The sequence below is a fragment of the Streptomyces sp. NPDC019890 genome, assembly GCF_044903445.1.
Classification (GTDB): domain Bacteria; phylum Actinomycetota; class Actinomycetes; order Streptomycetales; family Streptomycetaceae; genus Streptomyces.
Genome location: NZ_JBJDQK010000005.1, coordinates 480,525 through 495,357 on the forward strand (window position 1 = coordinate 480,525; position 14,833 = coordinate 495,357).

Below are 14,833 nucleotides of genomic sequence, written 5' to 3' on the forward strand. Positions count from 1 at the left end.
GCCCGGTAGCGTCAGCCCATGGCCGCCGAACTCTTCGACCCCTGGTCCCCCGACTTCGTCGCCGAGCCCTACCCCGCCTACGCCCAGCTCCGCGCCCGCGGCCGCGTCCACTACTACGAGCCGACGCGGCAGTGGCTCGTGCCCCGGCACGCCGACGTCTCCGCACTGCTGCGCGACCGGCGGCTCGGCCGTACGTATCTGCACCGCTTCACGCACGAGGAGTTCGGACGTACGCCGCCCCCCGCCGCGCACGAGCCGTTCCACACGCTCAACGACCACGGGATGCTGGACCTGGAGCCGCCGGACCACACCCGTATCCGGCGTCTGGTCTCGAAGGCGTTCACGCCGCGCACGGTCGAGCGACTGCGCCCGTATGTCCACGGTCTGGCGTCCGAACTGGTGGGCGCGCTGGTCGCGGACGGCGGCGGCGATCTGCTGACCGCGGTCGCCGAGCCGCTGCCGGTCGCCGTGATCGCGGAGATGCTGGGCATCCCGGAGAGCGACCGGGGACAGCTGCGGCCGTGGTCGGCGGACATCTGCGGGATGTACGAGCTGAGCCCGTCGGAGGAGACGGCAGACAAGGCGGTCCGCGCGTCGCTCGAATTCTCGGCGTATCTGCGGGAGTTGATCGCGGCCCGCCGTAAGGAGCCGGGTGACGATCTGATCTCCGGCCTGATCGCCGCGTACGACGAAGGCGACCGGCTCGACGAGCAAGAGATGATCTCCACCTGCGTGCTGCTCCTGAACGCGGGGCACGAGGCGACGGTGAACGCCACCGTCAACGGCTGGTGGGCGCTCTTCCGCCATCCCGACCAGCTCGCGGCCCTGCGCGGGGACCGCTCGCTGTTGTCCACAGCTGTGGAGGAGCTGATGCGGTACGACACCCCGCTCCAGCTCTTCGAGCGCTGGGTCCTCGACGACATAGAGATCGACGGCACGACGATCCCGCGCGGCTCCGAGGTGGCGCTGCTCTTCGGCTCGGCCAACCGCGACGGGGACGTCTTCAGCGATCCGGACACCCTGGACCTGTCCCGCCAGGACAACCCGCACATCTCGTTCAGCGCGGGCATCCACTACTGCATCGGCGCCCCGCTTGCCCGCCTCGAACTGTCCGCGTCCCTGGGCGCGTTGCTGGACCAGGCGCCGGATCTCCGCCTGGCCGCGGAGCCGGAGCGCAAGCCGAACTTCGTGATCCGGGGGTTGGAGGGGCTCCGGGTCGAGGCCTGAGGAAGTTCGGGGCGGAGCCCCGGCGAGGCGGGCAATGATCAAGCGCTCATGTCACGCGAATCGAGCCCGTCTGGGGGTCCCCCCGGACGAAGTCTGGGGGAGTTTGAGGACGACCCCGGCCGCCGGACGACCCCGGCCGCCGGACGACCCCGGCCGCCGGACGACCCCGGCCGCCGGGCGGCCCCGGTCACCTCGCGGCCCCGACCGAGCGCCGCCCCGGCTAAGCCGGCAACGTCAGCCCCCATGCCCCCGGCCGCACCGTCCACGTCCGCGTCCGCACCGGCCCCGTCACCGTCGCGTCCGCCCGATAGCGGAAGTCCGGCCCCGACACCGTCACCGTCAGCGCCTCCGCCGTGACCGGATCCCCCGACGCCGTCGTCAGCACCGTCACCTCCGCCCGCCCGCAGCGCCCCGCGCGCACCGTCACACCCGCCACCTCACGGTCCAGGTCGGACAGCATCACCCCGTCCGCCTCCACCCGCAGCCGGTGCGTCCGTACCGGGGGCGACGGCGGGGCCGGCCGGACCAGGGTGCGGACCAGTGAGCGGCAGGTGTGCCACACCGAAACCCCGTTCGCGACGGGCACCCCCGCCACCGCCGGGATCGCCAGCTCGCCCAGCACCACCCCGTCGCTCTCGTCCACCAGCAGATCGAGCCGCCGCACCGCCCCCTCCAGCACCGCCCGCGCCGCCGCCACCGCCCCGCGGGGCACGCCCAGCGCATGCGCGAGTTCTACGGAAGGGCCCACCGGCACCATCGCCAGCGCCCCGTCGCCCAGCCAGCGGTCCCGGTGCAGCAGCGCCACCGCCCGCAGCAGCGCCCGGTCGTCACCCACCACAACCGGCCGCCGTGACCCCCTGCGGGCCAGTGCCCGCGCGAATTCCTCCGGCCCCTCGGGGAGGCAGATTTTCGCCTCCGACCCGCCACACAGCACATCCTTCGCGATCCGCACGGACTCGCCGTCATTTCGGCGGGCGACCGGGTCGATGACCACCAGTAGCTGGTCGTGAGCCGACACCTCGGTCCTTCCTCGGGTAGCATCTTTGTGCAAGAGCCCCTTGCGCTATTGCGCCAGGGGCTTCGTCTATTCCGGGGCAACCGGACCGAAGACTCAGGCAAGGCTGTGGCCCCCTGACCTTGGTCTTGCCCCGCCCGGAAGGGGTGTACGCCTGTGCCCGCACTTGTGCTGCTCGGTGCTCAGTGGGGTGACGAAGGCAAGGGAAAGGCCACCGACCTGCTCGGTGGATCCGTGGACTATGTAGTGCGTTACCAGGGTGGCAACAACGCCGGCCACACGGTTGTCGTCGGCGACCAGAAGTATGCGCTGCATCTCCTCCCTTCCGGAATCCTCTCGCCGGGATGTACCCCGGTCATCGGCAACGGTGTCGTCGTCGACCCGGCCGTCCTGCTCTCCGAGCTGAGCGGGCTGAACGACCGCGGCATCGACACGTCCAAGCTGCTGATCAGCGGTAACGCGCATCTGATCACTCCGTACAACGTCACCCTGGACAAGGTGACGGAACGGTTCCTCGGCAAGCGGAAGATCGGCACCACCGGCCGCGGTATCGGTCCGACGTACGCCGACAAGATCAACCGCGTCGGCATCCGCGTCCAGGACCTCTACGACGAGTCGATCCTGGAGCAGAAGGTCGAGGCGGCGCTCGAGTCCAAGAACCAGCTTCTCGCCAAGGTCTACAACCGCCGTGCGATCGAGGCCCCCAAGATCGTCGAGGAGATGCTCCAGTACGCGGAGCAGCTCAAGCCGTACGTCGCGGACACCACGCTGATCCTGAACAACGCGATCGACGAGGGCAAGGTCGTCCTCTTCGAGGGCGGCCAGGGCACGCTCCTCGACGTCGACCACGGCACGTACCCCTTCGTCACCTCCTCGAACCCGACCGCGGGCGGCGCCTGCACGGGCACGGGCGTGGGCCCGACGAAGATCAGCCGGGTCATCGGCATCCTGAAGGCGTACACGACGCGCGTCGGCGCGGGCCCGTTCCCGACGGAGCTCTTCGACGAGGACGGCGAGGCGCTGCGCCGCATCGGCCACGAGCGCGGTGTGACGACCGGCCGTGACCGCCGCTGCGGCTGGTTCGACGCGGTCATCGCGCGCTACGCGACCCGGGTCAACGGCCTGACCGACTTCTTCCTCACCAAGCTGGACGTGCTGACCGGCTGGGAGCAGATCCCGGTCTGCGTCGCGTACGAGATCGACGGCAAGCGGGTCGAGGAACTGCCGTACTCGCAGACGGACTTCCACCACGCGAAGCCGGTGTACGAGATGCTGCCGGGCTGGTCCGAGGACATCACCAAGGCGAAGACCTTCGCGGACCTGCCGAAGAACGCGCAGGACTATGTGAAGGCGCTGGAGGAGATGTCCGGCGCGCCGATCTCGGCGATCGGTGTCGGCCCCGGCCGCACCGAGACGATCGAGATCAACTCGTTCCTGTAGGGGTTCCCGTGGCTCGCCCCGGTCGGCCGAAGGGCCGGCCGGGGCGAGTTGCGTTCCTACGGAACGTTGCCACTGGAACGTTTCTACGGACGCCGGTACTCGCGGGGCGAGTCGCCCGTGTCGAGGAAGGACCGGGTCAGCGTGGAGCCGCTGACGGTCAGGACCGACGACCCGGCCGCCGCGCAGTCGCCGCTCAGCACCCGGGAAGGACCGATCACGACGCGGTCCCCCGCCGAGAACAGCTCGGCGTCCGACGTACAGGTCCCGCCGTCCGTCGTGGTGGTGAAGGTGACGACGCTGCTGCCCACGGCGCCCTGTGAGACGGTCAGCCGTTGCGCACCCTTGGAACTGCCGCTCAGCTGCCGCTCCCAGGAGCCCAGGAAGCCGTCCTGGATCCGGTCGGAGCCCGCCCTGCGCAGTGTCGAGGTCCGGCCGCCGCTCGCTGTCCACGCGAGAGTGCCGTCGGAGCGCGCTGTCAGGGTCTGCTCTCCGATGGCGGAACACTTCCCGGCGGGCGTGCTCGCGGTGACACCGGTGTCGATACGGATCGAACCGCCGCCTGCCGCAAGCAGCTGGCCGGTGCCCTTGCACAGATAGCTCTCGCCCACGCTCAGGCTCGCGACGACCGTGTCGCCGACCTTGCCGGGGGAGAGGGTGATCCGGCGCTGTGAGCCGGTGTCCGCGCCGTCGCGGTAGACGCTGCCGGTCCAGGTCCCGGCATACGCGGCGGGCAGCGCGCCCGGTCCGGCGGGCTTCCCCGACGCTCCTGGCTTCTCGTCCGCCGGGTCCTTGGACGCAGGGTCCTTCGCATCGGCGCTCGCGCCGCTCCCGGGCTCGGACGACGACAGCGACTCCCTGTCCTTGCCCCGTCCGGGCGCGTCGGGCGCCCCGGTGCTCGGCCTGCCGCCTCCGAGCCGGCTGCTCACGGTGTCGCCGTCCCCGCGCAGCAGAGTGACCGCGGTAAAGGCCGAGCCCAGCAACGCGGCCACGGCGACACCGGCGATCACCACGGTCCGCCGGGAGCCCTTGCGCGCCTGGGGGCTGGTACCGGTGGTGTCGGGTGCGTCGGCGCCCGCGAGACCGGCCTGTACCCAGGAGCCGTAAGGGGCGGCGGCCGACGGGGTTCCGGGCGCGCCGCCAGGGGTTCCGGGTGCCGGGGCGCCGTACGCCGGGGCGCCGGGGGTCTGGGCCCACGGCGGCGTGGCACCCGACTGCGAGGTGCCAGGTGTACCGGGAGTGCCAGGGGCGCCCGGCGCCGGAGGGGTGCCGTACCCCGCCCGACCGATATCCGGCGCCGGAGGGGTGCCGTACCCCGCCCGACTGGTATCCGGCGCCGGCGGGTTCGGCGCGGTTCCCCTCCTCGGCGTATCGGCGTCCAGCAGCGACACCGCGTGCTGCCCCAGCTCGGCGATCAGCGCCGCGGGCAGCCACGGTGCGGCCGGATCGGCAGGGCGCGTGCGCACCACGATCTGCTCCGGCGTCGGCCGCTGCGCCGGATCCTTGGCCAGACAGTCCGCGATCAGCTGCCGCAACTCCCCGTCCACGCCGGTCAGATCGGGTTCCGCGCTCACGATGCGGAACATGATCGAGTGGATCCCGGTGTCCGAACGTCCGAACGGCAGCCGCCCGGTCGCCGCGTACGCCAACACCGAGCCCAGCGAGAACACATCGCCGGCCGGACCGACCCGCTCGCCCTGGATCTGCTCGGGCGACATGTAGCCCGGCGACCCCACCACCACGCCGGTTTGGGTCAGTTCGTCGGACGCGTTCTCCAGCGCGCGGGCAATGCCGAAGTCGATGACCCGAGGACCGGCGATCGTGACCAGCACGTTGGACGGCTTCAGGTCCCGGTGGACGAGACCGGCCCCGTGCACGCTCTGCAGCGCGCCGGCCAGACCGTACGCCAGTGTCCGCACCGACTCCTGAGGCAACGGCCTCTTCCGCACGACGTGCAGCAACGAGGGCCCGGCGACGTACCCGGTCGCCACCCACGGCTCCGCCGCCTCGGTGTCCGCGTCCAGCACGGGCGCGGTCCACTCCCCGCCGACCCGGCGCGCGGCGGCCACCTCCTGCCGGAACCGGTGACGGAACTCCGGCTGTCCGGCCAGCTCGGCCTTGATGAGCTTGACGGCGACCGTACGGCCGCCCGCGGAACGGGCCAGGTAGACGCGGCCCATCCCGCCCTCACCAAGGCGGCCGAGCAGACTGTACTCACCTATGGAGGGCGGATCCTGGGGCGCGAGCTGTTCCATGCGCCGAAGCCTACGCAGTCAGTTCTGGCCGCAGATCCGTAGCCCCTTCGGCGTCGCGCACGGCAGATGTCCATGCGTGCGGATCACGTCCTGCCCGCTGCCGCGGGTCAGATAGCCGAGGAAGCTGGAGGCCAGCGAGTCGGCGGGCGGCTGCCCGTAGGTGTATGCGTACTCGATCTCCAGGTACGGATACGTGTAGTTGCTCTTGCCGATCTCGTCGACATTCGGTGCCTGCCGGTCGATGCTCAGCCGGTGCGCGCCCTTCAGCCCGCTCCCGGCACGCAGCTCGCTGTACCCGATGGCCCCGGGCAGCCGCGCCACCGTGGCCAGCACCTGCTCCGTGCTGTCGAGTTCGCAGCGTACGACCGGGGCCTGCGGGTCGTCCCGGTTGGCGCAGTCGCGCGAGGAGTTCGCGGGCTCGTTGCGGCCCAGCACCCGGCGCTGGAAGACCTCGCGGGTACCGGAGTTGGCGTCCCTGCTCACCAGGAGGACGGGCAGATCGGGGCCGTTCAGCTGCTTCCAGTTGGTGACCTGGCCCTGGTAGATCCGGCGGACGTCGGCGAGCGAGAGATTGCGCACGGGCACCTTGTCGTTGACGACGAGGGTGAAGAGGGAGATCGCGACGCGGACCTCGCGCAGCTGCGGATAGCCGCCGGGCTTGGGCCCGTCGGAGAGCGCCACGAGCGCCGGCGCCTTCTCCTCCTTCGCGCCCTTGTCCGCCAACTCCCTTATCCCGGCGGTGCTTCCGTGCGTGTCGACGACGACGGTCGCGCCCTCGCAGTCCTTCTCGTACTTCTTCGCCAGCTCCCGCACGACGGGCGCGAAGGCCGTCGACCCTGTGAGGGTCAGCGTGCCCCGCTGACAGCCCATGGGCGGGGGCGAGAACGGTATACCGCCGGTATACTGTGATCATGGCTGACACCACCATCAAGGTCGACCCCGCGGTCCGTGACCGCCTGCTGGAGCTGGCTCGCGAGCGCGGGATGACCATGCGCGACCTGGTCGCGCAGCTCGCGGGTGCCACGCCTACCAAGGAAGAGCTCCAGAAGCAGTACGAGGAGACCAAGGCGTACGTCGAGGAGCACTTCCTCGGCAGGCCGTACACCGAGGAGGACGAGCGGGCCGGCGAGCAGCTCTGGGCAGACCTCGAGGCCGGACGGATCGGGGAGGTCCAGTGACGGCCCGCAAGGAGTACCCGCTGCCGCGTGCCGTCGTCTTCGACGACACCGCCGCCCTGGCGCTCGGCGCAGGCAACAGCATGGCCTCGCGCCTCGTCACCGAGGCCGAGAAGAACCCGGCGCAGCGCGTCTACATCCCGGCCCTGTGCCTGACTGCCGCAGAGGCGGAACGCGCGGGCGTGGCCGAGCACATCGGCGCGCTGCCGTCCGTGGACATCACGGCGCTCGACTTCGCGGGAGTCATGGCGGTCGGCAAGCAACTGCGTTCCGACGTGGACGACGACGACCCGGAGAAGGCGGAGAACGACTGGAGCGGCGCGCACGCGCTGCATCTGGCCCGGCCGTCCGCCGAGTGGCCGCGCGGCCGCCCGGTGCTGACCCGCGCGCCGTCGCGGTACCACGGCACGGGCATCAGGACGATCCGGATCGTCGAGTAGTACGCGGCGCGGGGCCCGGATCGCGCCCGGGCCCCGCCACCCCGCGTCAGGCGGACGCCCCCTCGATGCGCCGCAGCGCGCACCGCGCCGGTCCCGCCGCCCGCAGAGTGATCCCGGTGTCGACCGGGACCTCGACGTCGACCGCCTCCAGCTCGTACTCCCGCAGGATCATCGCCAGCGCCAGTACCGACTCGAGCATCGAGAAGTGCTGACCGATGCACGCCCGCGGCCCGCCGCCGAACGGGAACCACGCGTACCGCGGCCGCTCCTTCTCCCGCTCCGGCGTGAACCGTTCCGGGTCGAAGCGCTCCGGATCGTCCCAGTACCCCGGATGCCGGTGCGTCACCCACGGCACGACCATCACATCCGCGCCGGCCGGGATCGTGTGCCCGCCGATCTCCGCCGCCGCGACTGCCCGGCGGCCGATGACCGGACCGGCCGGATAGAGGCGCATCGCTTCCTTCAGTACCTGCGTCAGATACGGGAGTGCGTCGAGATCCGCGGCCCCTGGGGTCCGTCCGTTCAGTACACGCACGACCTCCTCCCGCGCCCGCGCCTGCTGCTCGGGGTGGCGGGCCAGCAGATGCAGCGCGAACGCCAGTGACGTGGCCGTCGTCTCGTGCCCCGCGAGCAGGAACACCAGCACCTGGTCGCGGATCTCGGACGCGTCGAGGGATCCGTCCTCCACGCTCTCGGCCTGGGAGAGCAGGGTCAGCAGATCCTCGCCCTGCGCCGCATCCCCCTCCGCCCGCCGCTTGTCGATGATCCCGTCGCACACCGCGAACAGTTCTTCCATCGCGGTCGCGGCCCGCCGGTTGGCGGGAGTCGGCCAGCTGCGCGGGAAGTTGGCGGGGGAGTAGCCGCGGGTGAGCGTGTACTCCCCGATGATCGGGAAACAGCGCTGCACGACGTCGACCGCCGCCTCGACGTCCGTGCCGAACAGGATGCGGGCGACCGCCCGCAGGGTGAGCCGGGTCGTCTCGTCGACGACGTCCACCGTGGCGTCCGGGGCGGTGCGCCAGGCGGAGAGCAGAGCAGAGGTTTCGGCGGTGACGGCGTCGGCGTAGCCGTCGACCCGGCGGCGAGTGAACAGTGGCTGCACGAGCCGCCGCTGCCGGAGGTAGTCGTCGTCCTGGCTGGTCAGCAGGCCGTTGCCGAACGACTCCCGGACCTCCTGGTAAAAAGCGTTGTCCTTGCGGAAGTTGGCCGATTCCGTCGCCAGCACCTGCTGGGCGCCCTCCGCGGAGAACACCGCGTACAGCTCGGCCCGCAGCCCGGGCGGGCCCGCGGTGATCCTGACGACGTCGCCGTGCTCGCGCTGTGCGTTGAGGAAGGTGCCGAGCGAGTCCCGCTTGAGCTCGAACATCGAGCCCAGTAGCGGCAGACCCGCCGGACCCGGTACGGCCGTGCCCGTCATCGTCATGGCTTCTCCTCCGTACGGGTTCAGCTCGCCCAGTCGAGGAAATTCGTCCAGGTGGTGGGGGCGACGGCGAAGGTGGGGCCGTCGGTGACCTTGGAGTCGCGGATGTGGATGGTGTGGGGGCAGGCGGCGACCTCGACGCAGTTGCCGGTGCCGTCGCTGCTGTACGAGGACTTGCGCCAGTCGAAGGCCACTTCGATGCAGCTGCCGCCACTACTGTCGCTGTAGCTGGACTTGAACCACCGCAGGGTGTCGCTCATCTCTGCTCTCCTGCCAACCGCTCGATGAGGCCCAGCGATTCACGGGGATCCAGGGCCTGTGCTCGGATCCTCGCATACCGCTGGGCGCACGTACTCACCTTTGCTGGGTCCTTGATCAGCAGGCTCTCACCTTGGGACTCCAGATAGACCAGGTGGTCGTGTTCCGGGGTCTCGACCAGCTCCATTCCGCCCTGGTCGCCCGCGTACTCACCGCTGAGACCGCAGTCCAGCGGCAATACCTGAAGCGTCACGTTACGCCGCCTCGCACACTCCGCAAGATGCCGCATCTGGCCGCGCATGACCTCCTCGCTGCCGATCGTCCGCCGTAACACCGACTCCTCCAGCACCAGCTCGATCAGCGCCACCGGCTCCCGCTCGAACAGCGCCCTGCGCGCCATCCGCACCTCGACCAGCTCCTCCACCCGAGCCTCGGACAGCGGCGGATACCCGCCCCCGATCAACGCCCGCGCGTACTCCTCCGTCTGGAACAGTCCATGCACGACGAGCGTCGCGTACAGACACAGCCCCACCGCCTTCTGCTCCAGCAGCGCGTAGTTCTTGAACTGCGCGGGGTACTTGTCCAGCCGTACGTGCGTCCGCGCCTCCTCGAAGATCCCCGTCCCGCCCCCGAGCACCCTCTCCAGCTCCACCAGCATCTGGTCGCTCGCTGGCTGCGCGCATGTCTCCATCGCGCTCACCGCCGCGCCCGTGAAGCCGATTTCGTTGCCCAGTTGCTCCTGCGTCCATCCCTCTCGACTTTCGTCGTTCTGATTGGTCGTCACGTCAAGTCCGCGCAGCCTGCGGCCCATGCCTGTTGGACGACGCGGATTTCGGTATCCGTGGGCTGACCGGCGTCGATGGGCATAAATCGGGCCGCGATGATGGTGCGGCGGAGCTTGGCGGCCATGTCGGAGAACGCCGGGGTGGTCTTGGTGAGATACCAGGGCTGGCGTTCGCGCCGGTCGGCGGTGTCCGCTACGTGTGGGCCTTCGTCTCCCTCACCAGGTCACCCGGTGCCAGAGCCCACTACGACCGCCGCAGACAAGCCGGCGACCGCCACGTCGCGGCACAGCGGAACCTGTTCAACCGCTTCATGGGCATGCTCTTCCACTGCCTCCAGAACGGCCAGGTCTACGACGAAACCACCGCCTTTCCCAACCAGCAGTCAGCACAGCTGTCCGCCGAAGCAGCTTGACTCTTATCCGCGTGGGATGTCTTGTCCGCGGCGACCGCGCCGGGCCGGCTTCGGGGACGGCCGGCGGGGAGGCGGATCCGTACCCTCCCGAGCACTGAGATGAATTGCGGACTGTCCGCGGCCTGTCCGGCCGTCAGGACGAATGCGAGCGGACGGCATTTGCGGTCTGCGGCGAGGTGGACCTTGCTGGTCAGTCCTCCTCGGGACCTGCCGAGCAGGGCTTCCTTCAGGCGGAGCTTGCGTCTGCGTCGGACACGTCGACGCTCGGCCTGTCCGTTCTGTTCCTGCGGGCCGCCCCCTTTTGCCGGGCCTTCTCCTGCTCGCGCGCAGCTTCTTCCAAGGCTTCCATGAGGTCCTTGCCGACGTGCATCCCGGCGGCGTCGTGGTGGGCGCGAGCAGTGGTGGAGTCCACGCTGACCAGCGACAAGTCTGTCCTGCCTGCGTGGGCCGCCTCGGCAATCAGGCCTTCCAGCAGAACAGTGAAGACGCCGGCGTCCCGCCAGACACGGAAGCGCCCGTAGACGGTGGCCCAGGGCCCGAACTCGGAGGGCATCTCCCGCCACTGACCGCTGGACCGGAACCGCCAGATCACCCCCTCGAACTGTTCCCGCAGTCGTTCGGGGTACGGGCCGAACCTGCCGATCGGGAGGCAGGGCTCGATGAACTTCCACTGAGCATCGGTGAGTTGCTTGCGCGTCACGGCAAATTCCTACCGGGTTCCACCCACGAAGGAGGCAGAACCCAGCAACTGATCACAACATCACACAGGCCCTAGAAGCGTTGTCGGATTCTCGCGCGCATCCGCGCGCCCCCGTCGGCCGGTTCGCGGCCCTGGTCGCGCGGGGAGGCATGGACTCGGGCCGATCGCCCGGCACCACACGGTCACCGTCGAGAAGGGACACTCCACATGGCCGGACCCTGGGACGCGAACATCAACCTGCTCCACTTCGCGGAGGACAAGAGCGAGTTCATCGCACCGACACTCGACATCGGAAAGGAGTTCGATGTCCGCGCGGAGATCGAGATAGGCGAGGAGCTGCGCGGCTTCGCCACCGCCTACCAGCTCGTCGTGAACGTGCAGAACCTCAGCACGGGCGTCGTCGCCTCGCGCACCGTCCCAGGCAGCCTCACCCCGACCAGGGCGATCCTGCGCACGCCGGTCGTCGTCGACTTCCCGCTGCTCGCTGCGCGTGACCGCCGGCGTCCACACCGACCACGCGGCGGCCGAGTCCGAGTTCGCCATCGCGGAGTCCTGACGCCCCCTCGTCTCTGCCCGGGGCATGCCCCGGGCAGAGACGACGATTGTCCGCGCTCGCTGCGTCCGCCGAAGGAGACGATGACGTGATGGCCCGCCGCCCAAAAACAGCGGACGGCCGGGGCAGTCCGGCAGAGCAGGCGCTCGCCGTCGAGCTGACCACCCTCGTGCTCGCCCAGGTTGCCCCGGACGAGCTGGTCGTCCTCGACGACACCGCGGCCGAGTACTTCGCCGACCCCGCGGCCGCGCTCCGCCCAGTCGGCGGCGACACGCCGCTATCACCGGCCTACGACCAACCCGACCTGCCGTCAACCCACACCACCACCGAATTCAACGAACTACCGGTAACTACCCGGCCTTGGGGAAACTTCATGTCCTTGCTCTTCCGTAGCCGGGGCAGGGCCGCGCATGCTGGGCACATGACTCGTCGGCGGTGGGCGTGGGCTGGTGGCGGGGCGAGTGCGGTGTCCTTGGGGCTGCTGATCGCCTATCTCACGTCGGTCGGACTCGAGCGTGCGAACAACCTGGCGGCTGTGCTCGGGCTCTTCGTGAGCCTGCTGGCGCTAGGCGTGGCCGTATTGGAGCTGCTGCGACCGCGCGAGACGGGCCCCTCGCTCGGCCAGACGGACGTGCACGGCTCCGTGTCGCGGATTAGCAGGGTGGGTGGCGGCGTCCGCATCCGACGCGGGGCGCCGCGGGTGCCGCCCATCGTGCCCCAGCAGACGGGGCCACGCTCCCGAGTGGACGGTCACCACGACCACATTGAACGCGTCGGTGGTGACGTCGAGCTCAACGAGGAACCATGACCTGGCTCGACGGCCGGTGGCGCGTCCGTCCCGACGAGAGGATCGTCGGGTCAACGGTCTTCGGCCATGTGACCATGATCAGCGACGTGGGCGGGGACGTCACCGTCGTCAACTCCGAGCCACAGCCGCTGTACCGGGTCGAGGCAGGTGTCGCGGCCCCGCGCGTATTCACTGTCGAGGAGGCACGGGAGCAGCCGAGTCTGCTGCTGAATGCCCAGTATGAACAGGTTGATTTCGTTGGCCGTACCGACCCGCTCAAAAGCCTGCACGACTGGCGGGACGCGCCACGGACCCCCATCTCGGCGCTGCTTTTGCACGGCCCGGGCGGGCAGGGCAAGTCCCGGTTGGCAGCCCAGTTCGCACGCCGCTCGCTGGACGACGGCTGGACAGTCCTCCAAGTGCGCCCCAGCGACGATCTGAGGTTCACCACCGTTGAGCCGCCGTCCGCTACGGGCGACGCCGGGCTGTTATTAGTAGCCGACTACGCTGAGCGCTGGCCGATTCAGTACCTCATCACCTTCCTGAACGACTGCACCCGCCAGTCTCCACCGGTCCGGGTGCTCCTGATTGCCCGGCCCGCCAGCTCGTGGTGGTACCGGCTCGCTCAGCGCATCAAAAAGCTGGGCATCCCAGCCCGGCCGCTTTCGGTACCTGCTCTGACGAGCGAACTCGACCCTCACATGCTGTTCACCAGCGCCCGCGACAAATTCGCTGGGATCCTTAACGCCCCAGGCACCGAGCGGATACCCGCGCCGACGGGACTGGACCGCGACGAATATTCCACGATCCTCGCCGTCCACATGGCTGCGTTGGCCGCAGTCGACTCCCGGCGGCGCGGCGCGCATGCACCGCAGCGCAGCGCGGAGATCTCTGCGTATCTGCTGGGACGCGAGTACGAGCACTGGGACCGGCTGGAGGAGCGCGGGCGGATCAAGATCACCGGGGAGGCGCTCGCGCAGACCGTGTTCACCGCCACGCTCACCGGAGCCCTGCCCCACGCGCAAGGGCTCGCCGCGCTCAGCCAGGTCCAGATCGGCACGGCCCACCACGGTGATCAGGTGCTCAAGGACCATGCGGTGGCCTACCCGCCGCATCAGCCGAAACTGGTTCTGGAGCCGCTGTATCCGGACCGCCTCGGCGAGGACTTCATCGCGCTGATGCTCCCTGGCAGCCCCCTCAGTTCTCTGCCCACCGATCCCTGGGCGACAGGGGCGTTCGCCCAGCTCCTGGGCGACAAGATGGAGGAGGGGAGCCTCCCCGGCGGCGGGGTCCGCGGCCAGCCATGGGCCCGGCACGTCCTGAGCATGCTGATCGAGACCGCGCAGCGCTGGGAACACGTCACGACCGGGGTGCTCACACCCCTGCTCTCCGACCACCCAGAGCTCCTGCGCCCCGCCAGCTCTGCGGCGCTGTCAGCTCTCACCCGCATCGCGTCCCTGCCGCTCGACACCCTCGATGACTTCGAGCCGAGGCTCCCCTGGCGCGACGCGGAAACGGACGTCGCGGCCGCTGAACTCGCGCTGCGGCTTCAGGACTACCGCCTGCAACACGCCGGGAGCGATACCGACCGCGCGCGGGTGCACGTCAATCTCGCCGAACGCCTCTATCACGCCGGTCGGCTCGGCGAAGCGCTGGAGCACATCGAGCGGGCTCTTCGGCTCTACGAGCAGCCGGTCGAACGCCAGGGTGAACCGCTATTCTCACTGGCCGCTGGCCTGGATCTCGCAGGGATCTTGTACTCCCTGAACGGGCACCACGCGAAAGCTCTGGAAGCCAGCCGACAGGCGGTCCAGCATTACCGACTGCTGGCCACATCCGGCCACCCACAGGCACGCGGCAAGCTGAGCTACGCACTCGCCAACTTAGCGGCACGCAAACAGGGAGCCGAAGACCGGAGAAAAGCGGCGCAGGAGGCCGTGGACATCTCCCGCGAGCTCGCCGAGGATGACTCCACCCAGGACCAGGGGGAACTCGCAGGCGCCCTGCACAACCTGGGCAAGGCGCTGGACGATATGGGCCGCCACGAGGAGGCACTGAACACGCTGCGGGAAGCGGCGAACATCCGTAGGGCACAGGTACGCCGGGACTTCGGGCCCTACGCTCCCCATCTGCCCAACGTGCTGTGGGCACTCGCCGACGTCCTGGCCGCCACCGGCCACACCACGCAGGCCGCGCAGGTCGTGGACGAGCGGGTGGAACGGCTGCGGCAGCTGGCACAGGCCAACCAAGCCGCCTTCGGTGAACACTTTGCTTGGGCCATTGCTAGCCGCGGCGAAACCCACCGCCTCATGGGCCGCTACAACGATGCCCTGGCTGACTTCGACCGCGCCATCGAACTCGACCCCGAT

13 protein-coding genes and 2 pseudogenes are annotated in these 14,833 nt (G+C 69.8%); 8 read left to right on the top strand and 7 right to left on the bottom strand.

Features of this window, described 5'->3' with window-relative positions; translation table 11 throughout:
- Nucleotides 1–18 precede the first annotated feature (18 nt).
- Nucleotides 19–1,227 carry a cytochrome P450 gene (locus ACI2LP_RS17225; RefSeq protein ID WP_404725338.1) on the top strand — a complete coding sequence of 403 codons (1,209 nt, stop codon included), beginning with the start codon at nt 19–21 and terminating at the stop codon, nt 1,225–1,227.
- A 220-nt stretch (nt 1,228–1,447) separates the two neighbouring features.
- Here ACI2LP_RS17225 and ACI2LP_RS17230 read toward each other — a convergent pair whose 3' ends face one another.
- Nucleotides 1,448–2,245: a diacylglycerol kinase gene (locus ACI2LP_RS17230; RefSeq protein WP_404725339.1), complete on the bottom strand. Its 798-nt coding sequence runs from the start codon at nt 2,243–2,245 to the stop codon at nt 1,448–1,450.
- A 153-nt stretch (nt 2,246–2,398) separates the two neighbouring features.
- Here ACI2LP_RS17230 and ACI2LP_RS17235 point away from each other — a divergent pair, with 153 nt between their 5' ends.
- Nucleotides 2,399–3,682 (top strand): adenylosuccinate synthase, encoded by a 1,284-nt coding sequence (locus ACI2LP_RS17235; RefSeq protein WP_360884396.1) that lies wholly within the window; start codon nt 2,399–2,401, stop codon nt 3,680–3,682.
- An 83-nt stretch (nt 3,683–3,765) separates the two neighbouring features.
- Here ACI2LP_RS17235 and ACI2LP_RS17240 read toward each other — a convergent pair whose 3' ends face one another.
- Together ACI2LP_RS17240 and ACI2LP_RS17245 are read right to left on the bottom strand one after the other, a co-directional pair.
- Nucleotides 3,766–5,934, bottom strand: coding sequence for a protein kinase (locus tag ACI2LP_RS17240; RefSeq protein ID WP_404725340.1), 2,169 nt, complete (start codon nt 5,932–5,934; stop codon nt 3,766–3,768).
- An 18-nt stretch (nt 5,935–5,952) separates the two neighbouring features.
- A pseudogene (locus ACI2LP_RS17245) lies at nt 5,953–6,816 on the bottom strand (substrate-binding domain-containing protein); the annotation flags it as partial.
- Nucleotides 6,817–6,845: 29 nt separating this feature from the next.
- Between ACI2LP_RS17245 and ACI2LP_RS17250 the strand changes: the two are divergent.
- On the top strand, nt 6,846–7,112 hold the full coding sequence (locus ACI2LP_RS17250; RefSeq protein ID WP_360884392.1) for a hypothetical protein: 267 nt from the start codon (nt 6,846–6,848) through the stop codon (nt 7,110–7,112).
- A complete protein-coding gene (locus tag ACI2LP_RS17255; RefSeq protein WP_404725341.1) occupies nt 7,109–7,549 on the top strand; it encodes a hypothetical protein in 441 nt (146 codons plus the stop codon). The genes ACI2LP_RS17250 and ACI2LP_RS17255 overlap by 4 nt, the downstream gene beginning before the upstream one ends.
- A 46-nt stretch (nt 7,550–7,595) precedes the next feature.
- Here the strand turns inward: ACI2LP_RS17255 and ACI2LP_RS17260 are convergent, their stop codons facing one another.
- The 3 genes from ACI2LP_RS17260 to ACI2LP_RS17270 are packed head-to-tail and all read right to left on the bottom strand — an operon-like array spanning nt 7,596 to nt 10,038.
- Nucleotides 7,596–8,966 carry a cytochrome P450 gene (locus ACI2LP_RS17260; protein ID WP_404725402.1) on the bottom strand — a complete coding sequence of 457 codons (1,371 nt, stop codon included), beginning with the start codon at nt 8,964–8,966 and terminating at the stop codon, nt 7,596–7,598.
- A gap of 26 nt (nt 8,967–8,992) precedes the next feature.
- On the bottom strand, nt 8,993–9,229 hold the full coding sequence (locus ACI2LP_RS17265; RefSeq protein ID WP_404725342.1) for a DUF397 domain-containing protein: 237 nt from the start codon (nt 9,227–9,229) through the stop codon (nt 8,993–8,995).
- Complete coding sequence (locus ACI2LP_RS17270; protein WP_404725343.1) at nt 9,226–10,038, bottom strand: Scr1 family TA system antitoxin-like transcriptional regulator; 813 nt, start codon at nt 10,036–10,038, stop codon at nt 9,226–9,228. The genes ACI2LP_RS17265 and ACI2LP_RS17270 overlap by 4 nt, the downstream gene beginning before the upstream one ends.
- A gap of 5 nt (nt 10,039–10,043) precedes the next feature.
- On the opposite strand from ACI2LP_RS17270, the gene ACI2LP_RS17275 reads away from it, so the two are divergent.
- Nucleotides 10,044–10,424 carry a hypothetical protein gene (locus ACI2LP_RS17275; protein WP_404725344.1) on the top strand — a complete coding sequence of 127 codons (381 nt, stop codon included), beginning with the start codon at nt 10,044–10,046 and terminating at the stop codon, nt 10,422–10,424.
- A gap of 20 nt (nt 10,425–10,444) precedes the next feature.
- Here ACI2LP_RS17275 and ACI2LP_RS17280 read toward each other — a convergent pair.
- Nucleotides 10,445–11,124, bottom strand: a pseudogene (locus tag ACI2LP_RS17280) (IS5 family transposase); the annotation flags it as partial.
- Nucleotides 11,125–11,331: 207 nt separating this feature from the next.
- On the opposite strand from ACI2LP_RS17280, the gene ACI2LP_RS17285 reads away from it, so the two are divergent.
- The 3 genes from ACI2LP_RS17285 to ACI2LP_RS17295 form a co-directional block, all read left to right on the top strand.
- Complete coding sequence (locus ACI2LP_RS17285; RefSeq protein ID WP_404725345.1) at nt 11,332–11,769, top strand: hypothetical protein; 438 nt, start codon at nt 11,332–11,334, stop codon at nt 11,767–11,769.
- Nucleotides 11,769–12,485 carry a hypothetical protein gene (locus tag ACI2LP_RS17290; protein WP_404725346.1) on the top strand — a complete coding sequence of 239 codons (717 nt, stop codon included), beginning with the start codon at nt 11,769–11,771 and terminating at the stop codon, nt 12,483–12,485. The genes ACI2LP_RS17285 and ACI2LP_RS17290 overlap by 1 nt, the downstream gene beginning before the upstream one ends.
- Nucleotides 12,482–14,833: tetratricopeptide repeat protein (locus ACI2LP_RS17295; RefSeq protein ID WP_404725347.1), on the top strand; the 2,352-nt coding region annotated here is incomplete at its 3' end. The genes ACI2LP_RS17290 and ACI2LP_RS17295, both read left to right, overlap by 4 nt.